Genomic DNA, 24,916 nt, shown 5'->3' with positions numbered 1-24,916 from the left:
CTAAACCGTATTTCAGATGCAAAAAATCAACGTGATAGGTACCACCGGCAGCGGCAAATCGACCTTTGCCCGGCAACTGGCCGACAGGCTTGCCTGCCCTTGCGTGCATATGGATCAGCTGTTCTGGCTACCGCAATGGCGCGAGTCGAACGATGCGACGTTTTTCCCAAAAGTCGCGCAGGCTGTGTCTGGCCCGCGCTGGGTACTGGACGGCAACTACAGCCGCACCAGCACGATCAAATGGCAGAACGCCGATACAATCATCTGGCTCGACTATTCCTTTGCGCGCACGTTCTGGCAGTTGTTCAAACGTACCACGCAGCGTGTCATTACCCGGCAGGAGCTATGGCCCGGCACTGGCAACACGGAGTCATTCCGCCGCTCGTTCCTGTCGCAGAACTCGATCTTTCTCTGGCTATTCAAGAACTACAAACACAACCGCAGCCGCTATGCGCAGCTGCAGCAGACGATGGAAAGCAGCCAGCAGATTCGCTTTGTGCGCCTGACCTCCCCGGCGCAAGCGCGCCTGCTGCTTGCCAGCCTGTAGGCGTACGCGGCGCACTGGCTGGACGCTGTAAAGAGCCGCTCGTTCAGCTACTGTTCAGCAAGGGTTCAGCCAGCGTTCAGTTACCCGCCTGCATCATGACTCTCGAACTTGCCACATCCACAGCTATTCGAGAGGCATCACATGAAATCGACTATCACCAAACTGGTTCTAGCGACCCCTCTGGTTTTTTGCGCCGCCACTGCAGCCCAGGCCGACGAGAACTTCGCCAGCCTTACCTGGGGGCAGACCAGCAACAACATGCAGAAATCTTCGGCGCTGAACGCGAACCTGAACAACCCCAACTTCGACAGCGTGATCAATAACGAAACCACCTGGGGCGTACGCGCCGGTCAGCAGAATGACAGCGCGCGTTACTACGCCACCTACGAATACATCTCCGGCAGCAACAACGGCCTGAAATTACGTCAGCAGAACCTGCTGGGCAGCTATGACGTGTTTTACCCCCTGAATCAGAGCGGCACCCAGGTATTTGGTGGCGGTACCCTGGGGCTGGTGAAACTGGAGCAGAATGGCTCGGGTTTCTCGCATGACAGCAATATCAGTTATGCTGCCGGCCTGCAGGCTGGGCTGCTGCAGGACATCAGCCAGCGCGTTTCCCTGGAGGGCGGTTATCGCTACCTGCGCAGCAATGCCACTGTCGACGTGGCACCGCACGGAGCAGGTTCGCTGGGCAAGGTCGACCTGCACAGCAGCGGCCAATGGTATCTGGGCGCAAACTACCAGTTCTAGGCTGATCGCGAAGGTACCGGGCCACCCTGACGGTGGCCCGTCTTCGTTTTCGAGGAAGAGGACACAACCATGAAACTGCTGGTCGTGGAGGATGAGGCGCTGCTGCGTCACCATCTCTATACCCGACTCGGCGACCAGGGCCACGTAGTAGACGCGGTCGCTGACGCTGCAGAGGCGCTTTATCGCGCCGAGGAGTATCACCATGATCTGGCCATCATCGACCTTGGCCTGCCGGACATCAGTGGGCTGGATCTGATCCGCCAGCTGCGCAGCAGTGGCAAGCGCTTCCCCATACTGATCCTCACTGCTCGCGGTAATTGGCAGGACAAGGTTGAAGGTCTGGCCGCCGGCGCTGACGATTACGTTGTCAAACCCTTCCAGTTCGAGGAGCTTGAGGCGCGGCTCAACGCCCTGCTCCGCCGCTCCGCCGGGTTTATCCAGTCCACTATCGAAGCCGGCCCTCTGCTGCTGGACATGAACCGCAAGCAGGCACAGATGGGCGGCGCCAGCATGAATCTCACGGCGTTTGAGTACCGCATTCTTGAATACCTGATGCGCCATCAGCAGCAGGTGGTGCCCAAGGAGCGCCTGATCGAACAGCTCTACCCTGACGATGACGAGCGTGACCCCAACGTGATCGAAGTGCTGGTAGGCCGGCTACGCCGCAAGCTGGAAAACGCCAACGGATTCAAGCCGATAGAAACAGTGCGTGGCCAGGGTTATCTGTTTACCGAGCGTTGCCGATGAGATCGACCCGGGGCCGATTGCAGCGCCGCTGGTCATCGTCACTGCGCTGGCGCCTGATGCTTGGCAGTGCGGTACTGGCGGTGCTCTTCATGCTGGCTCTGCTGCCAGCGCTGCGCAGTGCCTTTTTGATTGCTCTGGAACAGTCGGTAGAAAAACGTCTGGCAGCCGATGCCGGGGCACTGATTTCCGCCGCACGAACCGACAACGGCAAGCTGAGCATGCCCAGCAAGTTGCCGGACGAAGAGTTCGACATACCCGACGCCAAGCTCCTGGGCTTTATCTACGACCGTGAGGGCAATCTGGTTTGGCAGTCGCGCTCTGCCAAGGGCATCTCCGTCACCTATCTGCCGCGCTACGACGGCGGCGGCAACCGCTTGTTGCGCATCGACGATGGCAACGGCGATGAATTCTATCTGTACGACGTAGAGGTCGATTTGCTGCGCGGCGAAAGCGCGGCCTTCAGCATCGTTACCCTGCAACCGGCCAGCGATACCCAGGCGTTGTACAACGGCTTCATGCAGCAGCTGTACCTGTGGCTGGGCTTGGCACTGCTGCTGTTGCTCGGCCTGCTCTGGTTCGGTCTGACCTGGGGCTTTCGCAGTCTGCGTGGTTTGCGCCGGGAGCTGGATGAGGTGGAGAGCGGCCACCGCGAGCGTCTGAGCGAGGCCCATCCCAGCGAACTGCTGCGCCTGACTGGCTCACTGAACCGCCTGCTGGACAGCGAGCGCCAGCAGCGTGAGCGCTATCGTCACTCATTGGACGACCTGGCCCACAGCCTGAAAACGCCGCTGTCAGTCCTGCAGGGCGCCAGCGAAATCATCGCCGCACACCCGGAGAACCGCGAACAAACCCGCATAGTGCAGGTACAGATAGAACGCATGAGTCAGCAGATCAGCTACCAGCTGCAACGCGCCAGCCTGCGCAAAAGCGGCCTGATACGCCATCGCGTTCTGCTCCGGCAGGTACTGGACAACCTCTGCGAAGCTCTCGACAAGGTGTACGCCGGTAAACAGGTGACCGTGCAACGCGCCTTTGATCCTGAGCTGCAAATTCCCATGGAGCGCGCGGCGCTACTTGAGCTGCTGGGCAACCTGCTGGAAAACGCCTACCGCCTGTGCCTTGGCCAGGTTCGCGTTAGCGCCAGCATCAGTGACGGCGGGTGCCAGCTGTGCGTCGAGGATGACGGTCCCGGCGTACCCATCAGCCAGCGGGAGCGTATTCTGCGGCGCGGCGAGCGGCTGGATGGTCAGCACCCCGGCCAAGGCATCGGCACTGCCGTGGTCAAGGACATTCTCGAAAGCTATGACGGCGAGCTATTTGTAGAAAAAGCCGAGTTGGGCGGCGCGGCTTTTCGGGTTCGCCTCTGAGCAGGCGCTCACCCTGCTACCCCGTTCCCGGCAACACTGAATATCGAACCACGCGATTGCGCCCTGCCCTTTTTGCTGCGTAGAGCGCCTTGTCAGCCAGCGCCAGCAAGGCGTCTAGATCATCCGTACCGGTGGGCGTCACGCAGGCCACCCCTACACTGACGGTCAACCCGAGCGGCCCATGTTCCAGCGGCAAGGGTGTTGATTCGATACCGAGGCGCAGGCGTTCGGCTACCTCAGCCGCCGCCTCCTCGGTGGTGTTTTCCAACACGATGGCAAATTCCTCACCGCCTACCCGCGCCAGAATGTCGGTATCTCGGAGCACACGCTGGGCCAATTGACCGAGATGCACCAGCGCGTCATCACCAGCGCCATGGCCGTAGGTATCGTTCACCGCTTTGAAGTGATCGGCATCAAACATGATTACAGAGAGCGGGTTAGCAGCACGTATGGCCTTTTTCATGGCCACCTCACCCAGCTCAAAGTAATGCCGGCGATTATTCAGGCCGGTCAATGCATCCGTACGCGCGGTCATCTCCAACTGCTGATTGGCCTGCTCCAGCGCCTGAGTACGTTCGGTAACGCGCGCTTCAAGGTGCGTGTTGAGTTCGTTCATCTCACGGGTTTTATTCGCCAGATTACGAATCAGATCGCGCAAGACGGATGAAAGGGTTTTTACCTCTGCGTAGTCCTCTCGCAGTTGAATCGAGTTGTCCGGGTTCTGTGGGTCGAGATTGCTGGCTTCTTCGGTGATCTTGATGATCGGACGCGTGGTCCATCGCGCCGCCACGGAGGCAAAGAAAATCAACACCAGACCAACCAGCGCGCCCACCAGAACGAGCGAACGCTGTAGCTCCCTGGCCGGCTGGAAAGCGGCCGCTGTCGGCTTGCGGACCAGCACCAGCCAGTCAAAGCTGGCGTACTCGCTGCGGTCTTTCAGGCGACTGAACCCCACCAGATAATCCTGGGGGCGGGCTGCGGCCTCGCTGCTCGGCAGCGACGCGGTGATATAACCTGACTCCTTGCCGGCGACTTTGGCCAGCAGCGCATCGGGCAGGCTTTTCCCCATGCTGTTTGGCGGCCCCATCAAGACCACGCCGTGCTCGTCTGCCACCAGAAATTCGGACCCAAGACGCTTATTGATTGGGGCCAAGGACTCACCCATGCTGGTCACCCAGTCCAGATACAGGTGTGCGCCCAGCACCGCCAACAACCTGCCATCGGTCGACCGCAACGGCACGGCGACATCGAGAAAGCGCAGCGGCGTATCCGTTTCGCCGCCCAGCATGTCGGCCAACAAGAGCGCCTCGTGTGCATCACCCAGAAATGGCTTTTCCATCGCCTGCTGGAACCAGGGTCGCTGGCTGACGTTGACCCCTACCAACATGCCACCCGTGCTTTCCAGTACCGTGCCGTCGGGCGTGACCAGACCAATCCAGGCGTAGCTTGGGAAGTTGTCATTCAGCGCATTGAGCAAGGAGTCTATTTCGGGCGTACGCTGGGACGCTAGGCGGTCGGTGGCAAAGGCGCCCGCCACCTTCAGATCGCTGTAGCGCTCATAGAGGTCAAGGTCGATCTTATCGCGGAGCTGGCTGGCAACCTCCTGCAGATTCTGCCCCGTGGACAGGTGCATGGCATCCACGGCAAGGTCGCTGAGCAGCGCCGTACTGATGATGGTCGACACCAGAATCAAGCCACCGAACAGCAGCGTCAAACGGCTCTTGAGCGTATTCATTAGCCTGATAACAAGGCTCCTCAACTAGGTTGCGTGGTCTGTTGCAGCATCCTTGCAACAACAACCTGCCAGCACCGGGACGATAGGCGCAGTCTCACGCGCCATGTCGCTGCTACGCAAGAACGGTAATGCAGCAGACCGCGATTGCCACCGATTATAGCGCTGCCCGCTGTTTTTTCGCGCTCTGCATACCGCGCCAAGCCGACCAGGAATACAGCAGGAGCGCCAGCCAGATCAGCGCAAAACTGGCCAATTGCACCCCACTGACGCTCTCACGGAATACAAACACGGCAATCAGAAACTGCAGGCTCGGATTGATGTACATGAGAAATCCCAGGGTCGCCAAGCGTAACCGGCGCGCCGCGCCAGCAAAGGCCAGCAACGGGATGGCGGTTGCCACGCCACTGGCTAACAGCAGCATCAGGGTGCTCGCGTCACGAGTGAAGTGCGACAGTCCCATCTGCGCGAGTGCCGCCAGCGCCAGCAAGGCCACCGGCAACAGCAACAGGGTCTCGACAAACAGGCCTGAGAGCCCGTCCAGCAACACCTGTTTGCGCAACAGGCCGTAGGTACCAAAGCTGACCGCCAGAATCAGGGCAATGGCGGGGATACTGCCTAGCATGACCAGTTGCACCAATATGCCAGCCACCGCAAGCGCGACCGCCACACCTTGCGCGCGGGCCATGCGCTCGCGCAGTACCAGCATCCCCAGTGCCACATTCACCAGCGGCGTGAGAAAATAACCCAGGCTGGCCTGCAGCACATGGTGGGTCTCTACCGCGTAGATGTACACCCCCCAGTTCAGCCCAATCAGCACCGCGCAGCCCAGCACACGCCCCAGGCGGGCCGGCTGCGCCAAGGCCGAGACGACCGGCGCCCAACGACGCATCAGTGTGATCACCAGCGCCAGGAATACGCAGGACCAGACAATCCGGTGCACCAATATTTCGTAGGCCGGAACGCCATCAAACAGGGCAAAGAACAGCGGAAAGCAGCCCCACATGAGGTAGGCACCAGCGCCGTAAACAACGCCTTGGCTGTTCTCGTTGGATTTCATGGAATGACACGCTCGGGTCGGTAGGCAGGAATGGCGTGCGACCATTCTACAGACGAGCTCAATGCTGCCAATCAAAACCTGCGTGCATCTAGGGGAATATCAGAACAGCGCATTGCATCTGTGCGCGTTCGGGTGCGCGTGCTTGGAGTGGTGCCCTGGTTATTCGCAACGAACCGCATTGACCGTGAAGTGATCGCCGCTGACCTCGAATGCCGCCCCTGTGCAGGCGATGCTGCCGACCACAATGGGCAGGGTTCCTGAGGTTTTTATCCCGATGACCGCTGGCCCCGTACTGGCAACATCGGCGCTTATCCCAGCCCGCCAGGGAAATAACCGCAAACAATGATGCTTGAGCCCCGCGGCATTTGCTGGTATTTCATCAGCACGACGCGGCCTGCGGCCCTGCCTGTTGTGATGGCTGCACCGTGATCCCGCGTCGTTTTCAGTCAATTGGGAGACATCACATGACTCTGCACGCAGCTGATTTTATTGCCCGAAAGGGCAACAAGCCGATCACCATGCTGACTGCCTATACCTGCCCGGTTGCCCGTGGCATCGAGGCAGCTGGCGTGCCAGTGATTCTGGTGGGCGATACCGTGGGTATGGTGGAGATGGGGTTTGAAAGCACCCGTGATGTGACCCTGGAGCACATGGAGTACCACATCGGCGCGGTGCGCCGTGGTGCCCGCAACACGCACATCATTGGGGATTTGCCCTACCTGACCGATACCGACCCGCAGACCGCACTGACCAGTGCCCGCCGCCTGATTGCCGCCGGTGCCAACAGCATCAAGCTGGAAGGCCCCAAGGCTGAGGTCATTCGGCATCTGGTGGATAACGACATACCGGTCGTTGGGCACACCGGACTGACGCCGCAAACCGCAACCTCGTTCAAGAAGGTCGGTAACACCGATGCCGAAGCGCAGCGCATCCTGGATGAAGCGCGGCTGATCGAGGCTTCCGGTGCCTTCATGGTGGTCCTGGAGCACATCCCCTATACCCTCGCCGGGCAGATCACCCGCGCGCTGGGCATTCCCACCATTGGCATTGGCGCAGGCCCGGAGTGCGACGGTCAGGTGCTGGTGATCAACGACGCCCTGGGGTTGGGCGACTATTGGCCGCCCTTCTCCAAGCAGTATGCCCATGTGAGCGATACCATACTCAAGGTGGCGCGCGACTTTACCGCCGAGGTAGAGACTCTGGAGTTCCCCAACAACATCATCCAGTTCACCGGTACCGGCAAACGCTGACACCGTGTCCCTTGCGGGCGGGGCGCTGCCAACCAAGCAGCGCCTCGCCCGGTCTGCCGCTTCCCGCACAAGCCAGCTATCCTGCATAAGGGCCTGCTGTTTTCAAGCAGTGTTCAGCGCATCTGCACACCAAGACCGCCACGCAAGGAGCATTCATGTCGCGTAACTTGAGCATTCTGTTTTTGCTGCTGGTCAGCCTTAGCGGTTGCCGTGAAGAAACCGTTCAGATCACCCTGCCTACGCTGGAACTGAACTGGAACGCGAGCAGCGCTGATGAGCGCCAGAGTAGCTGGGACGCGATGGTCGGCCGCTGGTACGGCGACCGGGTGGATGAAGACGGCGCACGCATACAGTGGATTACCCAGCGCTACGCCGACGGCACCTATCAGGTCGACTTTCGCAGCACCAGTACCCGCGGTCACGTAGAAAACAGCACCGAGCTGGGCCAATGGGGCCTAGCCGGGCCTATCTACTTCGGTTTTTTCCGCGGCTGGCTGGAAGGCGACGCCTTTACCCCATCCGACCCCAGCAAGGCGGACAACTACGACGCCTATAACGTCATCAGTTTGACTGACGACCTTATGATCTACGACAGTCTGACCACCGGCACGCGCTATGAAGCGCGGCGCGTACCTGAAGGTTTCCACATTCCGGATGCGGCTACCGAGACCCGGCTGTAAGCGGATTTTTTGGCCAGGGGTTATCCCTTACACTCGCTCACGGCCAAGTGCGCTTCATCACTGGATCAAGGAAGAATCATGTACCGCTACCTGCTTTCACTGCTCACTACCCTACTCATCTGGACGGTATTTATGCCCACAGGGGATGGCTTCGTTTCACTCGTCATCATTGGCGCCATCGTATTTACGCTTATCGAATGGCTGCATCGACGCTACTTCCCAGGTGTGCGGATTTCCACAGAGCAGGAACTCACTGTCGAAACGGGCGGGGTCGATATCGGTAGTGACAGTGGCGGTGGTGGCGACTAGCGTTGCTACTCGATAACTGTACTGCTCCTCTGCCTGCCTACAGCGCTAGACTGGCTGCACAGCTCGCTGCGGACTCGCACGAGCCGAACAAATTTGGGAGCGCATATGCAAACCATCGGCCTGCTCGGCGGCATGAGCTGGGAGTCGACCCAGAGTTACTACGCCGCCATCAATCAGGGCATCAAGCAGCGACTGGGCGGCCTGCACTCGGCCAAGCTGGTGCTCTACAGCGTGGACTTTGCCGACATAGAAGCCTTGCAGCAGCGCGGTGACTGGGCCGCAGCGGCGCAGCTGCTGAGCCAGGCTGCGCAATCGCTGCAGGCGGCCGGCGCCGACTTTCTGGTGATTGCCACCAACACCATGCACAAGGTCGCGCCGGAGATTCAGCAGCACACCAGCATGCCGCTGTTACACATCGCCGACGCAACCGCGCAGGTACTGCAACAGCAAGGCGTGCAGAAAGTAGGATTGCTCGGCACTGCCTTTACCATGGAACAGGCATTCTATCGTGAACGCCTGGAGGCCCAAGGCATCGAGGTACTGGTGCCCGAGGCGGCGGAGCGCGCAGAGGTACACCGCATCATTTACGAAGAACTATGTCTGGGAACAATCACGAGTGCCTCGCGCGCGGCCTATCTGCAGACAATCGATAGTCTGGCCGCACGCGGCGCGCAGGGCGTGATACTGGGTTGTACGGAAATCGGCCTGTTGGTGAGCCAGGCTGACACCACAGTGCCCCTGTACGATACCACCGCCATTCATGCGCAGGCTGCCGTCAGCCAGGCCCTGATTGATTGACCACCGAGGACAGCTCAATGCCCGAAATCCATTACCCGATTACCGGTTCCTGCCAATGCGGTCAGGTGAGCTACGAGCTACTGGCGCCGCCGCAGGCAATCATTGCCTGCCATTGCCGGGAATGCCAGAAGCTCTCCACCAGCGCCTTCAGCATCACTGCGCTGGTGCCGAAGAGTAACTTGCGTTTCAGCGGCCAACTGCAACACTGGAGCCGCCTTGCCGAGAGTGGCAATACCAACGCGGCGGCCTTCTGTGGCACCTGCGGCAATCGCATCTATCACGTCAACCCTGACCAGCCGGAGCTGATCAAACTCAAACCCAGCAACCTGTCGGACACCCGCGTTATTCAGCCGACCAAGCATGTGTGGGTCAGTGAGAAGCAGGATTGGTTTGCCATTCCAGCCGGAGCTGAGACTTTTCCGAAAGACCCGTAGCAGCTACCGGCACGGCAGAGCGGCAGGCAGTTTTTTATCGCACCAGCCCTTCCCGTCTGCCGAACACTGCAGCACAATCAAAGCGGCCGAAAACCTGTTGTGAGGTCTAACCAGAGCGCTACATGGACGCCTACCTGCTGTTTCTGATCATCACTGTAGCCACTGTCATGAGCCCCGGCCCCGGCGTATTGCTGACGCTGACCAACGCCATTCGCTTTGGTGTGCGCGGCGCCATTGGCGGCATACTTGGGCTGGCAGTGGGTGCCTTTCTGGTTGCCGGGGTATCGGCTACCGGGCTGGGGATTTTGCTGGCGACCTCGGCTATCGCCTTTACCGTACTGAAGTTTATTGGCGCCGCTTACCTGATCTACCTGGGCGTGAAGCTGTGGCGTGCGCCGCCTGCGGTCATCGAGTTGCGCGCGGCCAGCCCGCGCAGCCTGCCCCGCCAGTTTGCCGAAGGTCTTGGCCTGCAGCTGACCAACCCCAAGGCGGTATTCTTTTTCCTCTCCATCCTGCCGCAGTTCGTCACCTACGACAGCGCGCACGTTGGCCAGTTTGCGCTGCTGGTCTGCACCTACAGCCTGATACTGGTGGTGGTTCACCTGATCTATGCGGGATTGGCCAGAACCACCCGGCAGTGGCTGGCGTCCGATAACGGTGGGCGTCTGGTCAACCGCCTGGGCGGCGGCACCTTCATGTGTTTCGGACTGGGGCTGGCCGCGACCAGCCGCTAAGCCAGCTGCGTCAGGGTTCTCTCTGAGCTCAAGGCTGCTCTGGCCGCTCGGCAGCCTCACCGACGTCATCACCCACCTGCCAACTGCCGCCGATACTACCCGCCAGCTCTGCGGCGGCGGCCAGTTGCGCGGCGGTCACGTTAACCTGAGTGCGCTTGGCATTGAGGGTGGTGTTCTGCGCGACCGCTACTTCCAGATAGGAAATCAACCCGGACTGGTAGCGGTTGGTAATCACGCGCTCGTTTTCTTCCGCCAACTCGACCAGCTTGGCCTGCTGCACGGCTTTCTCGCGCAGGATGCTGGTGGTGGCCAGGGCGTTTTCCACATCGCGCAGACTGTCGAGCACGGTCTGACGGTAAGCCGCCGCCTGCTCGTCGTAACTGGCCACCGCCGCATCCTCTGCGGCGCTGCGCCGGCCGCCGTCAAAGAGGGTTAGTGCCAGACTGGGGCCGACCGACCAGAAACGCACCGGAGCATTCCACAGGTCACTGACGTTTTGTCCGTTCACACCGCCACTGGCATCCAGACTGAGGGTCGGCAGCCAAGCGGTAATCGCCACACCAATCTGCGCGTTGGCCGCCGCCACGTTGCGCTCGGCGGCGACCACATCCGGTCGGCGGGCAATCAGCTCGGCCGGCAGTTGCGCGGGAATCGCCGGCACGGCGGGCAGTACGTCGTGCCGCGGCAGGTCGAAGGCTACCGGGGGTTTACCCTGTAGCGCAGCGATGGTGTTTTCTTCAATGGCACGCTGCGCCTCAAGGTCATACAGGTCGCTGCGCAGCGATTGCAGCTGGGTTTCAGCCTGAATCACGTCAGCGCGCGACACTATGCCGGCGTCGTACTGATTGCGCGTAAGCTGGGTCGAGCGCGTGAAGGAATCCATGGTTTGTCTGAGAATGCGGTACTGCACATCCAACGCACGCAGATTGATGTAGCTGTTCACTACCGCCAATTGAATCGACAGCCGCGCCGCCGCCAGATCGGCGGCACTCGCGTCCAGCTGCGCGGTACTGGCCTCCACCTGACGCCGCACCCTGCCCCACAAATCCAGCTCCCAGCTGATGCCCAGGCGCGCGCTGCTGCTTTCGCCGATCACCTCATCACTGCTGCTGCGCGCGGCATCTACCGAGGCACTCAGGGTGGGGCTGTAATCGGCGCGCGATAGACGGCGCTGCGCCAGGGCGGCGCGGTAACGCGCTTCAGCCTGCGCCAACGTCTGGTTATTCGCATTGGCTTGCTGCACCAGGGCGTTGAGGTCCTCATCACCAAAAACCAGCCACCATTCGCCGCTGTTGGCCCAGCCCTGTGCCGGCAGCGGCTGCCAGCCCGCATCGTACTTGAGCTGTTGCATCGGCACGGTGGCCGGTTTGACGTAGTCCGGCCCCAAGGTACAACCGGCAGCGAGCATAGCGGCCAGGATGACGAAGGTGGGCAGTGGAAGGCGTTTCATCGGTTACGGGCCCGTCAGGTAGGTGATTCGGATTGGTCGGCAGCCGCGCCGCGCTTGAGCCAGCGCTGACGCAGGTTTTCCAGATACAGGTAAACTGCCGGTGTGGTGTAGAGCGTCAGCAATTGGCTGAGCGCCAAACCGCCAAATATGGTGATACCCAAAGGGCGACGCATCTCGGCGCCCTCGCCAAAGCCCAGAATCAGCGGCACCGCACCGAGCATGCCAGCCATGTTGGTCATCAGGATCGGACGCAGGCGCAGCAAGGCAGCGCGGTGAATACCCTGTTGTGGCGTCAGACCTTGGCGGCGCTGCAGATCGAGCGCGAAATCGATCATCATGATGGCGTTCTTCATCACGATGCCGATCAGCAAGAACAGCCCCAGCATGGCAATCAGGCTGAGGCTCTGCCCGCCTAGTTTCAACGCCAGCAAGGCACCAAGCCCGGCGGGCGGCAAGGTCGACAAAATGGTCAGCGGATGCAGGGTACTCTCATAGAGCACACCCAGCACCAGATACACCGCTACCAACACGGCGACAAAAACCCAGGGGTCGTTCAGTGCATTGCCGAAATCGTTGGGCGATGGCGGCGCCTGATGCACCTCGCTGGGCAACATGACCTCGTTGAGTATCTGCTCGATCGCCGCATCGGCCTCGCCATCAGTCACCTCCGGCGCCAACGAGTAACCAATACCCATGGAGGCAAACTGACCCTCGTGGCGCACGCGGTCTTCGGCCATGCCGTAATCCCAGGTGGCAAAACTGGTGAAGGGCACCCGCTGGCCGTCACTGGTCAGCACCTCCAACTGATCGAGAACTGCCGGACGCTCGGTATAGCGCGGCGCCAATTCCATTACCACGCGGTACTGGTTCAGCTCGTCATAGAGCGTTGCCACCTGGCGCTGCGAAAAGGAATTGTTGAGCACCGAGGCGATGGTCTGCATGTCCACGCCCAGACGCCGGGCAGCCTCACGGTCGATATTCAGCACCATCTGCCGGGTTTCATCGCCGTCGACGTTGTCTACATCGGTAAGTAACGGGCTCTGCTCCATCGCCTGCGCCACCCTGCGTGCCCAGACTTTCAGTGCCTCAAGCGAATCAGAGCGCAGCACCACTTCGTTCTCACTGTTGCCGAAGGGGCCGCGGAAATGCAGGTCCTGGTCGGCCATCAGATACATCATCACGCCCGGCACCGGCGGCGCGTTGGCACGCAGGCGATCAATCACCTGCTGGGAAGACAGCTCGCGCTCTGCCAGCGGCTTCAGGCGGATCGCCAATTGCGCATTGGTCAGGCCGCCATTGCCGCCACTGGTGCCGGTCAGATCCTGCACCGCCGGGTCGGACAGTATGTATTGCCGGTAGGCTTCGATCTTCGGCTGCATCACCTGAAACGACAGGCCGTCGTCACCACGGATAAAGCCGCGAATCTGCCCGGTGTCCTGCTGTGGCAGCGACTCCTCCGGCAAGTTGAGCATCAGATAGCCACTGGCCAGAATGGCGCCCAGCAGCGTCAGCAGGGCCAGCGGTCGATGGTTCAGCGTCCAGCTCAGCGAGCGGCCATAGCCGCGCTGCAGGCCGGCAAACAAGGATTCTGATCTGGCCTCAACAGACTGCTCCTGCCTGGCCGTGCCGCGGCCTTGCAGCCAGTGGGCACAGAGGCTCGGCGTGAGCGTCAGCGACACCAGCAGCGAAATCAGCATGGCAGCAATCAGGGTGATGGAGAACTCTTCGAACAGCTGCTTGACCAACCCACCCAACAGCAGAATGGACGCAAACACCACCGCCAGGGCCAGGGTCATGGCGATCAGGGTGAAACTCAGCTCGCGGGCGCTGCGCGCCGCGGCCTGCTGCGGCGTCAGCCCATCAGCCATGTGCCGTTGTACGTTTTCCAGTACCACGATGGCGTCATCCACCACCAAGCCGGCGCCGACGATCAAGGCCATCAACGACAGGTTATTGAGCGAAAAGCCCCAGAAGTACATGACCACAAAGCTGCCGATCAGCGACACCGGAATAGCCGCCGAAGGAATCAGCGCCGCGCGGAAATTACCCAGGAACAGCCAGACCACCACGACCACCAACAGGGCCGCCAGCAGCAATGAAATCTGCGCCTCACGCAGGGTGGCCCGAATCACTGGCGAGCGGTCCATGATGACTGAGAGTTCGGCATCGGCCGGCAGCAGCACCAGCAGCTGCGGCAAGCGGTCGTAAATGTTGTCGATAGTTTCGACGATATTGGCGCCACTCTGCCGACTGATATTCAGGATTACTGCGGCGCGATCGTTGTGAAAACCGCTGCTGTATCGGTTCTCGACCGAGTCGGTTACCTCGGCTACATCGCTCAGCCGCACCACCGCGCCCTCGTCATAACGCACCACGAGTTCACGGTAGGCCTTGGCCGTGCGCAATGCATCGCTGGTTTGCACCTGCCAGCGATGTGCGCCCTCCTCGATCACGCCCATGGGCCGGAGCGCGTTGCTGCGCGAAATGGCGCTGCGCACCTCGTCCAGCGAGAGACCGTAATGCAGCAGCGCGCCCGCGTCGATTTGCACCCGCACCGCGGGCAAGGAAGCCCCGTCGACAGTCACTTCACCCACGCCGGAAATCTGCGCCAGTTTCTGCGCCAGAATGGTGGCGCCTATATCGTACAGCTCGCTGGAAGCGAGGTTGGGCGAGCTCAGCGCCAGCCCCATGATAGGCGCCTGGGATGGGTCGATCTTGACGTACTGTGGATTGCCGGGCATTCCAGCCGGTAGATCGCCGCGCACCGCGTTGATGGCGGCCTGCACTTCTCTGGCCGCCTCGTTCAGATCACGCTCCAACTCGAAAGTCAGCGCCACCTGGGTGCTGCCCTGGTTGCTGGAAGACGAGATCGCCGTGACGCCGGAGATACTGCCCAGTGCACGTTCCATGGGCGTCGCAACCGTAGTAGCCATGCTTTCGGGGCTGGCGCCCGGCAAACTGGCGGTCACCACGATCATGGGGATATCCAGCTGCGGCAACGGCGCCACCGGCAGCAGACGCCAGCAGAGCAAGCCACAGAGCACCAACGCCAGCGCCAACAGCGAAATGCCCACCGGACGCTGAATAAAGGTATTGGCGACGTTCACTACACGGCCTCGGCAGGCGCCGGGGCATCTGCCTTGCGCGTCAAGCGATCAAAGAACAGGTAAACCACCGGCGTAGTGAAGAGCGTCAGCACCTGACTGACCAACAGGCCGCCAACCATGACCACGCCCAGCGGCTGGCGCAACTCGGCGCCCGAACCACTGGCAAGCATCAGCGGCAAAGCGCCGAACAGCGCGGCCAGCGTGGTCATCAGAATCGGCCGAAAGCGCAGCATGGCGGCGCGGTGAATCGCCTCGCGCGGGCTCATGCCCAGGTTGCGCTGCGCATCCAGGGCAAAATCAACCATCATGATACCGTTTTTCTTCACCAGGCCAATCAGCAGCACTATGCCCACCACCGAGATCATGTCCAGCGCGCGGCCGGTCAGCAGCAGCGCCAGCAGCGCGCCCAGGGTAGCCGAAGGCAAGGTAGAGAGAATCGTGATCGGATGGATGGTGCTCTCGTACAGCACGCCCAGCACTATGTACATGGTCAGCACTGCGGCCAGAATCAGCCACAGTGTATTGGCCAGCGAGCTGCGGAAGGCCTCTGCAGCGCCCTGGAAACGCAGCTCGACCGAGGCCGGTAATTGCAGCTGCGCCTGAACCTGCTCAATGGCCTCTACCGCTTCCCCCAGGGAGGTGCCGGGCGCCAGGTTGAACGACACCGTGGCCGCCGGGAACTGGCCCTGATGGTTGATCAGTAACGCGGCGCGGCGCTGATGCACACTGGCCACGCTGGCCAGCGGGATCGGATTGCCGTCGGCGCTGGTCATGTACACCTGGCCCAGGCTCTCCGGCGTACCGGCAAACTGCGGATCGACCTCCATGATGACCCGGTACTGATTCGACTGGGTAAAGAGCGTCGCTATCTGCCGCTGACCAAAGGCGTTGTAGAGGGTATCGGCGATGTCGGTAACGTCCAGGCCGAGGCGCGCAGCGGCGTCGCGGTCGATATCCACATAGGCTTCCATGCCCTGTTGCTGCACATCGGAGGCCACATCGACCAGCTCCGGGCGATCACTCAGGGCGGCAATCATCTGTGGCACCCAGTCGTGCAACTCGTCGCTATCCAGACTGGTGAGGCTGAACTGGTATTGGGTGCGGCTCACCCGATCCTCAATGCTCAACTCCTGCACCGGTTGGAACCAGGCGGTAATCCCGGGCACCTGCGCGCTGCGCTCGCGCAGGCGATCCATCACCTCAAACAGACTCTCGCTACGCTCGCTGTGTGGCGGCAGGTTGATCAGCAGACGACCGCTGTTGATGGTCACGTTGGTGCCATCCACACCGATGAAGGAGGACAGACTTTCCACGCCTGGGTCCTCCATCAGCGCCTTGGCCAGGTTCTGCTGTCGCTCGGCCATGGCGGTAAAGGAAATATCCTGCGGCGCCTCGGTGACCACTTGGATCACGTTGCTGTCTTGCACCGGGAAGAAGTCCTTGTTCACCGCCAGGTACAGCAAACCGCTGAGCAGGATGGTTGCCAGCATCACCAGCAACGCCGCGCCCTGCCGTGCCAGCACCCAATCCAGACCACGGCCATAACGCTCGATGATGCGCTGCAGCAGGTCGTCCTTGTGCTCCTGCGGCGGGCTTTTCAACATGCGCGCACACATCATGGGCGTCAGCGTGAGCGAGACCACTAGCGAAATCACGATGGCGACCGCCAGGGTGATGGCAAATTCGTGGAACAGCCGGCCGACTACATCCGGCATGAACAGCAGCGGAATCAATACCGCAACCAGTGAAAAGGTCAGCGACATCAGCGTAAAGCCGATTTCCGCGGCCCCCTTGAGCGCCGCCTGCATCGGGCTTTCACCCATTTCACGGTGGCGCGCCACGTTCTCCAGCATGACGATGGCATCGTCCACCACAAAGCCGGTGGCAATGGTCAACGCCATCAGCGTGAGGTTGTTGACCGAAAAGTCCATCAGGTACATGAAAGCGAAGGTGCCCACCAGCGACAGCGGCACCGCAATACTCGGAATGAAGGTCGCCTGCAGATTGCGCAGAAATACCAGCGTCACCAACACCACCAGGGCAATGGCGAAGATCAGCTCTTTCTGGGTGTCACGCACTGACGCACGAATGCTGTGGGTGCGGTCCGTCAGCACCTGCACGTCCACCGCCGCAGGCAGCGATGCGGTGAGCTGCGGCAGCAATTCACGCACCCGATCCGCCACCTCGATCACGTTGGCGCCGGGCTGGCGTTGCACGTTCAACAAGACCGCAGGCGCGCCGTTGGCCCAAGCGGCCAGAAAACGATCTTCGGCTCCGTCGACAATGGTCGCGACGTCGCCTAGACGCAGGGGTGCGCCATCGACCCAGGTGACAATCAGTTTGCGATAATCCTCGACCGAACGGATCTGGTCGTTGGCGTCCAGCATGGTCGTGCGCGTGGGCCCATCAAAGCTGCCCTTGGGCTGGTTGACGTTGGTGGCGGCAATAGTCTGGCGCACGGCGTCAAGGCTCAGGCCATAGGACGCCAGCGCACGCGGGTTGACCAGTACCCGCAAGGCCGGCCGCTGGCCGCCCGCCAGGCTGACCATGCCTACCCCCGACAGCTGCGCCAGCTTCTGCGCCATGCGGGTATCCACCAGATCGTGTACGCGCGGCAACGGAAGGCTGGCGGAGGTAATCGCCAGAGTAAGAATCGGTGCATCGGCCGGGTTCACCTTGCGGTAGATCGGCGGCGTCGGCAGATCGCCGGGCAGCAGGCTCTCTGCCGTATTCATGGCCGCCTGGACCTCCTGCTCGGCGACGCCCAGATCTTCATCCAGCGCAAATTGCAGGGTAATCACCGAGGCGCCACCGGAACTGGTAGAAGACATCTGTTTGAGGCCGGGAATCTGCCCAAGGTGCCGTTCCAGCGGTGCGGTAATGGTCCTTGCCGTCACTTCCGGGCTGGCACCTGGCTGAAAGGTAAACACCTGAATGATGGGGTAATCCACCTGCGGCAAAGCCGCTACCGGCAACATGCGCCAGGCAATCAGCCCCGCCGCCAGGAATGCCAGCATCAGCAGCGAGGTGGCAACGGGGCGCAGGATAAAGGGGGCGGACAGGTTTTTCATGGGCCTGCTCAGTTGCCGGCGCGCGGCGGGCTACCACGCTCACCGGCTGCCGAGGTCTCGCCCGTGTCGGCATTGCCAGACTCGGCTGCTCGTTCCGCGTCGGGCATCGTTACCTCCTTGCCATCGCGCAACCGGTCAAGCCCTTCCAGCACCACCAGCTCGCCGGGTTCCAGACCGCTGCTGACAGCCACCCGATCATTGGCCGTTGCGCCCAGCACTACCTCACGCACGTAGGCCTTGCCGTCGTTGATGACATACACGTAGTTGCGGTCGGTACCAAACTGCACTGCATCCGCCGGAATGGTCACCACGTCTGCCAGTGTGGTCAGACGCAAACGCACGTTGACGAACTGGTTTGGAAAGAGCGCGTTGTCGTCGTTCTCGAAACGAGCACGCACCCGCAGGGTACCGGTGGTGGTATCTATCTGGTTGTCCAGGGTTGCCAGCTCGCCGGTTGCCAGCACCTGGCGTTCGCTGCGGTCCAGCGCTTCCACCTGCAGTTTTCCTTCGCCCTGAAAGGCGCGGCGCAGCGCCTGCAGCTCGATTTCGGGAACGGTAAAGTTCACCGCAATGGGCTGCATTTGCGTAATAGTCACCAGACCCTCGGTATCGCCGCTGGAAATCAGGTTGCCCGGATCAACACGGCGCAGCCCCAGTTTGCCCGACAGGGGCGCCTTGATTCGCGTCCAGGACAACTGCAGCTGGGCATCCTCCACTTGCGCCTGATTCGCTCGAATCGTACCGGTCAGCTCCTTGACCAGCGCGCGTTGATCGCTCAGCTGCTGGCGCGCAATGGAATCCTGCTCCCAGAGCTTTTCATACAGTTGCAGATCGGCGCGAGCGTTCTCCAGCGTGGCGCGGTTCTGCTGTAGCTGTCCCTCGGCCTGCTCCAGTTGGGTTTTGTAGGGACGCGGATCGATCTCCGCCAACAGCTCATCCTGCTCTACTGTGGCCCCCTCCTCGAACACCACGCGGTCGAGCACGCCTTCTACACGGCTACGCACCACCACGGTATTCAGCGGCGTTACTGTGCCAATGGATTTTATCTGCACTGCCAGGCTACCCAGGGTGGCTGGCTCGGCGCGCACCACAGCCGGCGCATCCCACCCCATGCGCCGCCAGCTTTCCGCCTGGGTTGGTGCCGGCTCACCACCAAACTGATACCAGGCAAACAGCGACACGGCAGCGATACCGGCAAACAGAATCAGAAACTTGCCATAGCGGCGTAGGGGAAGTGCTTGGGCCATGAGATCAATATCCGGGTTTACGACGTGTGGCAATAGAGAAGAGAATCAGGAATGCTGACGTTAGAGGAGCTCTGCGCGGAGCTGTACCGAATTTACATACCTTTACCCTGGCTTTACATTACTTTTCCTTTACCGCGCATTACCGCCGCGCCGCAGTCTGGCTGAAGACGTATACCTTGCCGCCTTGCCTGCGTGCATCGCGTCATGGGGCGTAGCTCGCGGCAAATGATAGTTATTATCATTCGCCAGCACAACGTGTGGCAAGCTGGCGCGCAGAGAGTATCCGGAGCGCTTTGACAGCGCTGCTGCGCAGCTCTAGCATCCGATCACCGTTTTGCGCAGTCGGTTTACATTCTTGAGCCTATAGATGCAGTACATTCGTCTTGCCCATCGCCCTCTCGGGCGTAGACAATCGTGCCAGGTCCCTGCCATAAATAACGCCTCAGCAACGGGCACCCGGGTTACAAAACCAGCACATAAAACACAATTTGGTTTAGTAATAACGCGAGTCAATACCGTAAAATAGATCACCTTGGTAACTGGAAAGCGTCAGGCGCTGCGCTGCAAGCAGACAGGTTTGCGCACCACACGAACACACAAGCCATGCCCGTAATCAGAACATGAAAGGAGAAAAACAATGAGTCGTCAGGCAAAAGCCGTCGTTTGTCGCGAGTGGGGCCAACCCGTTCAGGTCGAAACCATCACTGTGGATGCACCCAAGCGCGGCGAGGTAACCATCAAGGTTGCCGCCTGTGGCGTCTGCCACAGCGATCACTCCGCCACCACCGGCAAGATTCCCTACCCCGCACCGCTCGTGCTCGGCCATGAAGCGGCCGGTGTGGTCGTTGAAGTGGGCGAAGGCGTGACCGAGCTGAAGGAAGGCGACTACGTTGTCAGTACCTTCATCACTATGTGCGGCAAGTGCCGCAACTGCGTGCGCGGTCGCCCGGTACTGTGTGAAAACGCGCGTAAATCGATGACCACCCTGCCTGACGGTACCGTACGTACCCACGGTAAGGACGGCGAAGATCTGAACGTGTTTGGCGCCTGCGGCGTGATGGCCGAGTATGCCACCCTGCACGTCGACAACTGCGTGAAAATTGATGAAGGCGTGCCCATGTCCAGCGCAGCACTGGTGGGTTGTGCGGTTATCACCGGCGTGGGCTCGGTATTCAATACCGCCCAACTGGAGCCTGGCTCACGCGCTGCGGTCTTCGGTATTGGCGGCGTTGGTCTGAACGCCATTCAGGGTTGCGTAACCGCTGGCGCCGAAATGGTTATCGCCGTGGATACCAACGACGCCAAGCTGGAAATGGCCAAGGAGTTTGGTGCTACTCACACCATCAATCTCACCGAAGTCGAAGACGTCAGCAAGGCGATCAAAAAACTGAGCGGTGGTGGTGTCGACTATGCCTTTGAGTGTGTGGGCAACGGCAAGGTTGTCGAGCAGGCGTTCAAGGCGCTCGGTCGCGCCGGCACCGTGGTAGTGGTCGGCGTAGCTGACAGTAAAGACAAGACCTCAATCACCACCCTAGCGCTGCCGGCAGATGAGCGCACCATCAAGGGTAGCTGGTTGGGCTCGGCGCGTCCGCAGTACGACTTCCCCAAGATCCTCAATCTGTACAAGGCCAATCGCCTGAAGCTGGATGAGCTGGTTACCCAGACCTATAGCATCGACGAGGCACCGCAGGCCTTTGACGACATGCTCGCGGGCAAGAACGCCCGTGGTGTAATCGTCTTCGAGTAAGCGGCACTGCCGCTGAAAAAAAACCGGCCAGCTGATCAGCTGGCCGGTTTTTTTATTGCTGCATCCCTGCGTATCAGACGCGGCGGGTAATCCGCCAGGTCTTGTGAATCCGGGTATTGCGCTGAAAGTCCTTGTCCAGCGTCTGCGCGGAAATGTCTTCAACCTGATAGGCCGCCTCTACCGATTCGTCCATACGGAAACGTCGGAAGTTGTTGGAGAAGTAAATCACCCCGCCCGGCGCCAGACGTGCCATGGCCAACTCCAGCAGTTTCGGGTGGTCTCGCTGCACATCGAATACATCGTCCAGACGCTTGGAGTTGGAGAAGGTCGGTGGATCGATAAAGATCAGATCGTAGCTTTGCTGCTCCTGCGCCAACCATTCCATCACATCGGCGCGCTCCAGCTTGTGCAGCTCCGAGAGACCATTGAGAGACAGGTTGCGTCGCGCCCAGTCCAGGTAGGTCTTGGACAGATCGACACTGGTGGTCGAGCGCGCTCCGCCTGCCGCCGCATGCACACTGGCCGTTGCCGTGTAGCAGAACAGGTTGAGGAAACGTTTGCCGCGTGCTTCCTGGGCAATGCGCAAACGAATGGGCCGGTGATCCAGAAACAGGCCGGTATCCAGATAGTCGGTCAGATTGACCAACAGCCGCACCTGCCCTTCGTGCACGGTCATGAACTCGCCACGCTGCGCCATGCGCTGATACTGCTGCTTTCCCGTCTGGCGCTGACGCTGCTTGAGCACCACCTGACTTTGCGGAATATCCAGCACCTGCGGGATCGCTGACAGCACGTCCTGCAGGCGCGCCTGGGCCTTGTCTTCGTCGATACTGGCTGGCGCGGCGTACTCCTGCACGTGCACCCAATCGTTGTAAACGTCGACGGCAACGGAGAACTCGGGCATATCGGCGTCGTACAGGCGATAGCACTGAATGTCGTTCTGCCGCGCCCACTTGCCCAGCAGCTTGAGATTCTTTTTCAGCCGATTGGCAAACATCTGCGCCGATTCACTGAGCCGCGCGGTCGCCACTGGCGCCGCGCTGCCCTGCTCTGCCTGTTTCTGGCTCTGGGGCGCCGCCTGGGTGATGAAACGCTCTGGCGCCAGATCCATCAACAGCAGCTTGCACGGCAAGGCGCCGTTGAACAGGTTGTACTGCTTGTGACTGCGAATGCCCATGCGCTTGCCCAGGTCCTGGTTACCGGTAAAGATCGCGGCCTGCCAGCCCAAACATTGCTCACGCAGCACCTCACCGAGCTTCTGATACAGATAAACCAGGCTGGCGGTATCGCCCAGGCGTTCCCCATAGGGAGGGTTGCAGACAATTAATCCCTGCTGGGCACGATCGGGGCTAGGCGCAAAGGTCGCCAATTCGCCCTGATAGACCTTGACCCACTCGGTCACACCGGCGCGCTGAATGTTGTTACGCACCGGCTGCAGCAGGCGCGGGTCGGCCTCGTAACCGCGAATCCATAGCGGCGGTTTGGCCAGACCCTGCTCGGCGCGCTGCTGCGCTTCCTGCAGCAGCCGCTGCCAGAGCGCCGGGATGTGCTGCAACCAACGACTGAAGCCCCAGCGCTCGCGCTGCAGGTTAGGCGCCACATCCGCTGCCATCAGCGCTGCCTCTACCAGAAAGGTGCCGGAGCCACACATGGGGTCGGCCAGTGCCGCGCCTTCGGCCGCCAGCTTGGGCCAGCCACTGCGAATCAGGATGGCTGCGGCCAGGTTCTCTTTTAGCGGCGCCGCACCCTGCTGCAAGCGGTAACCACGCTGGTGCAGGCTGACACCGGAGAGGTCAAGCGCTACCTGCACTTCGCTGCGGCGGCAATGCACGTTGATGCGCAGATCAGGCTGGACCTTTTCCACGCTGGGGCGGGTACCGTCAGCCTGGCGCAGTTGATCAACGATGGCGTCCTTGACCTTGAGCGCGCCAAAGTGGGTGTTGTCGATGCCCGGCAGGCTGCCGGTAAAGTCGATCGCCAGGCTGCCATCGGGGCGCAGGTGATCAGCCCAGTCGGTTTGCTGGATGCCGTCATACATGTCCTGCGCGCTTTGCGCCGGGAAGCGGGTAAGCACCATGAGCACCCGGTTGGCCAGTCGCGACCACAGACAGATGCGATAGGCCAGCTCCATATCGCCCTGCACTTCGATGCCGGTAACAGTTTCGCGGGCAGAATCAGCGCCCAGTGCGAGCACTTCGTCACGCAGCAGCCCCTCCACGCCTTTCGGACAGGTAACAAAAAATTCAAGGGTCTCGCGCATGTCGTTGATTTCCGGCAGATGATGACGTTTATATTTCAAGGGCGGCTAAATATAAGCCGCGGTATGCCAATTCGTTCTTTGGAGGAGGCACCTCCGGTAAGGTACAACAAGCTATGACTTGATCAGCAACACGGATTCGGCAGCCAGCCCTTAACTACATGGTAGCTGGCTTCCCTCTGGTGCAACCAGTCAGTTACTGGTTAGCACACTTTCCCGCACGGCATGTGCCGTCTGGTATGTCATACCCAACGAGGACTCAACCCTATGAGAAGACTCAAGCGTGATCCGATGGAACGAGCGTTTTTGCGCGGTTACCAAAATGGAGTACATGGCAAATCTCAAGACAGTTGCCCTTTCAACAGTGCCAGTGCCCGACAGAATTGGATCAATGGTTGGCGTGAAGGACGCGCGGATCATTGGGCTGGTTACACCGGCATCTCCGGTGTACACCGTTTAAACGAGATGCACGCGGTAGGTTAAGCTTTTCTCTTTTTCATTTTTCCCCAAGGCGCTCACCCAGAGCGCCGGGCCTCGCGAAGGCCCACCCGGCCCCCGCTTGCGGGGGCTGCCTATTTCAGCCCACAGCAATTTCTTCAGTGTGCGGTAACGTGGCAATCGCCTCGGCACATTCCCTGATAAGCCCCGGCCCGCGATAGATAAAGCCACTGTAGAGCTGCACCAGACTCGCGCCCGCCGCGATCTTGTCGGCCGCATCTGCGCCGCTGAAAATCCCGCCAACGCCAATGATTGGCATCCGCCCTTTTAGCTCCTGCGCCAGCAACCGCACCACTTCGGTTGATACATCGGTCAGCGGCGCGCCGGACAGGCCGCCCGCCTCCTCGGCAAAAGGCGAATCCGCCACCGCGCTGCGATCCAACGTAGTGTTGGTCGCAATCACCGCATCCATGCCCTGCTCCAGCAAGGTAGCCGCAACCAGAGCCACCTCTTCCGGGGTCATATCCGGCGCAATTTTGATGGCAATTGGAACATAGCGGCCGTGCTGGTCGCTCAACTGCAGCTGGCAGGTCTTGATCTGCGCCAGCAGCTGTTTGAGCGAATCGCCGTACTGCAGAGTACGCAGGCCTGGGGTATTGGGTGAGGACAGATTGACGGTGACATAGCTGGCACGGCTGTAGACCTTGCGCAGGCAGTAGAGGTAATCATCCACCGCGCTCTCGACCGGGGTAACCGCGTTCTTGCCGATATTGATGCCCAGCACGCCCTGATACTTCACCGCCGCCAGACGTTCAAGCATGGCGTCTACGCCTTGGTTGTTGAAACCGAAGCGGTTGATGATGGCCTCGTGCTCGGCTAGACGAAACAGTCGCGGCTTGGCGTTGCCTGGCTGCGGCTTTGGCGTAACCGTACCAACCTCGATGGAACCAAAGCCCATGGCGGCCAGGCCGTCCACCGCCACGGCGTTCTTGTCCAGTCCGGCGGCCAGACCTACCGGATTGTCGAAGGTCAGCCCCATTACTTCAACCGGCTGCGATGGCACCGGCCGCACCAGCTTGTCGGCCAGTCGCAACCGCCCGGCAGCGCCAATCAGATCCAGAGCTAGGTCGTGGGAGGTTTCAGCGGGCAGTTTGAACATCAGAGAGCGGAGCAGGTCGTACATGGGCGCGG

At 60.7% G+C, this 24,916-nt stretch carries 20 protein-coding genes; 12 read left to right on the top strand and 8 right to left on the bottom strand.

Annotation, left to right across the window (positions count from 1 at the left end):
* Positions 1-16: 16 nt before the first annotated feature.
* From V7747_RS04365 to V7747_RS04350, 4 genes are all read left to right on the top strand, one after another.
* The gene (locus V7747_RS04365; protein WP_335614823.1) at positions 17-547 is read left to right on the top strand and encodes an AAA family ATPase; all 531 of its coding nucleotides are present in this window, start codon (positions 17-19) and stop codon (positions 545-547) included.
* A gap of 141 nt (positions 548-688) precedes the next feature.
* A complete protein-coding gene (locus V7747_RS04360; protein WP_335614822.1) occupies positions 689-1,297 on the top strand; it encodes a hypothetical protein in 609 nt (202 codons plus the stop codon).
* A 69-nt stretch (positions 1,298-1,366) separates the two neighbouring features.
* Complete coding sequence (locus V7747_RS04355; RefSeq protein ID WP_335614821.1) at positions 1,367-2,044, top strand: response regulator; 678 nt, start codon at positions 1,367-1,369, stop codon at positions 2,042-2,044.
* Entirely contained in the window at positions 2,041-3,411 is a 1,371-nt protein-coding gene (locus V7747_RS04350; RefSeq protein ID WP_335614820.1) for an ATP-binding protein, read from the top strand. The genes V7747_RS04355 and V7747_RS04350 overlap by 4 nt, the downstream gene beginning before the upstream one ends.
* A 16-nt stretch (positions 3,412-3,427) precedes the next feature.
* Here the strand turns inward: V7747_RS04350 and V7747_RS04345 are convergent, their stop codons facing one another.
* Positions 3,428-5,146: a sensor domain-containing diguanylate cyclase gene (locus V7747_RS04345; protein WP_335614819.1), complete on the bottom strand. Its 1,719-nt coding sequence runs from the start codon at positions 5,144-5,146 to the stop codon at positions 3,428-3,430.
* A gap of 154 nt (positions 5,147-5,300) precedes the next feature.
* Positions 5,301-6,203, bottom strand: a complete 903-nt coding sequence (gene rarD, locus V7747_RS04340; RefSeq protein ID WP_335614818.1) for an EamA family transporter RarD — start codon at positions 6,201-6,203, stop codon at positions 5,301-5,303.
* A gap of 464 nt (positions 6,204-6,667) precedes the next feature.
* Here rarD and panB point away from each other — a divergent pair, with 464 nt between their 5' ends.
* The 6 genes from panB (at position 6,668) to V7747_RS04310 (ending at position 10,408) form a co-directional block, all read left to right on the top strand.
* Entirely contained in the window at positions 6,668-7,453 is a 786-nt protein-coding gene (gene panB / locus V7747_RS04335; protein WP_335614817.1) for a 3-methyl-2-oxobutanoate hydroxymethyltransferase, read from the top strand.
* A 155-nt stretch (positions 7,454-7,608) separates the two neighbouring features.
* Positions 7,609-8,133 (top strand): hypothetical protein, encoded by a 525-nt coding sequence (locus V7747_RS04330; RefSeq protein ID WP_335614816.1) that lies wholly within the window; start codon positions 7,609-7,611, stop codon positions 8,131-8,133.
* A gap of 78 nt (positions 8,134-8,211) precedes the next feature.
* Positions 8,212-8,442, top strand: a complete 231-nt coding sequence (locus tag V7747_RS04325) for a hypothetical protein (RefSeq protein WP_335614815.1) — start codon at positions 8,212-8,214, stop codon at positions 8,440-8,442.
* A gap of 105 nt (positions 8,443-8,547) precedes the next feature.
* Positions 8,548-9,240 (top strand): aspartate/glutamate racemase family protein, encoded by a 693-nt coding sequence (locus V7747_RS04320; RefSeq protein ID WP_335614814.1) that lies wholly within the window; start codon positions 8,548-8,550, stop codon positions 9,238-9,240.
* Positions 9,241-9,257: 17 nt separating this feature from the next.
* Positions 9,258-9,674 (top strand): GFA family protein, encoded by a 417-nt coding sequence (locus tag V7747_RS04315; protein ID WP_335614813.1) that lies wholly within the window; start codon positions 9,258-9,260, stop codon positions 9,672-9,674.
* 122 nt (positions 9,675-9,796) lie between these two features.
* A complete protein-coding gene (locus V7747_RS04310) occupies positions 9,797-10,408 on the top strand; it encodes a LysE family translocator (RefSeq protein WP_335614812.1) in 612 nt (203 codons plus the stop codon).
* Between the two features lie 28 nt (positions 10,409-10,436).
* On the opposite strand, the gene V7747_RS04305 is transcribed toward V7747_RS04310, so the two are convergent.
* Genes V7747_RS04305 through V7747_RS04290 form a run of 4 tightly spaced genes read right to left on the bottom strand, consistent with a single transcriptional unit; the run spans position 10,437 to position 19,283 of the window.
* Positions 10,437-11,858, bottom strand: coding sequence for an efflux transporter outer membrane subunit (locus tag V7747_RS04305; RefSeq protein WP_335614811.1), 1,422 nt, complete (start codon positions 11,856-11,858; stop codon positions 10,437-10,439).
* Positions 11,859-11,872: 14 nt separating this feature from the next.
* The gene (locus V7747_RS04300) at positions 11,873-14,965 is read right to left on the bottom strand and encodes an efflux RND transporter permease subunit (RefSeq protein ID WP_335614810.1); all 3,093 of its coding nucleotides are present in this window, start codon (positions 14,963-14,965) and stop codon (positions 11,873-11,875) included.
* On the bottom strand, positions 14,965-18,036 hold the full coding sequence (locus V7747_RS04295; RefSeq protein ID WP_335614809.1) for a multidrug efflux RND transporter permease subunit: 3,072 nt from the start codon (positions 18,034-18,036) through the stop codon (positions 14,965-14,967). Before V7747_RS04295 ends, V7747_RS04300 begins: the two co-directional genes overlap by 1 nt.
* Positions 18,037-18,044: 8 nt before the next feature.
* Positions 18,045-19,283, bottom strand: a complete 1,239-nt coding sequence (locus V7747_RS04290; RefSeq protein WP_335614808.1) for an efflux RND transporter periplasmic adaptor subunit — start codon at positions 19,281-19,283, stop codon at positions 18,045-18,047.
* Positions 19,284-19,920: 637 nt separating this feature from the next.
* Here V7747_RS04290 and V7747_RS04285 point away from each other — a divergent pair.
* Entirely contained in the window at positions 19,921-21,030 is a 1,110-nt protein-coding gene (locus V7747_RS04285) for a Zn-dependent alcohol dehydrogenase (RefSeq protein WP_335614807.1), read from the top strand.
* 73 nt (positions 21,031-21,103) lie between these two features.
* On the opposite strand, the gene rlmKL is transcribed toward V7747_RS04285, so the two are convergent.
* Positions 21,104-23,290 (bottom strand): bifunctional 23S rRNA (guanine(2069)-N(7))-methyltransferase RlmK/23S rRNA (guanine(2445)-N(2))-methyltransferase RlmL, encoded by a 2,187-nt coding sequence (gene rlmKL / locus V7747_RS04280; protein ID WP_335614806.1) that lies wholly within the window; start codon positions 23,288-23,290, stop codon positions 21,104-21,106.
* Positions 23,291-23,554: 264 nt separating this feature from the next.
* Between rlmKL and rmf the strand changes: the two genes are divergently transcribed.
* A complete protein-coding gene (gene rmf / locus V7747_RS04275) occupies positions 23,555-23,770 on the top strand; it encodes a ribosome modulation factor (RefSeq protein WP_092284106.1) in 216 nt (71 codons plus the stop codon).
* Between the two features lie 94 nt (positions 23,771-23,864).
* Here rmf and V7747_RS04270 read toward each other — a convergent pair whose 3' ends face one another.
* Complete coding sequence (locus tag V7747_RS04270) at positions 23,865-24,908, bottom strand: quinone-dependent dihydroorotate dehydrogenase (RefSeq protein ID WP_335614805.1); 1,044 nt, start codon at positions 24,906-24,908, stop codon at positions 23,865-23,867.
* Between the last annotated feature and the right edge of the window lie 8 nt (positions 24,909-24,916).

This window comes from Halopseudomonas sp. (genome assembly GCF_036960865.1).
Classification (GTDB): Bacteria; Pseudomonadota; Gammaproteobacteria; order Pseudomonadales; family Pseudomonadaceae; genus Halopseudomonas.
The sequence above is the reverse complement of the archived record's forward strand: the minus strand, read 5'-3'. Positions and strand labels throughout refer to the sequence as shown.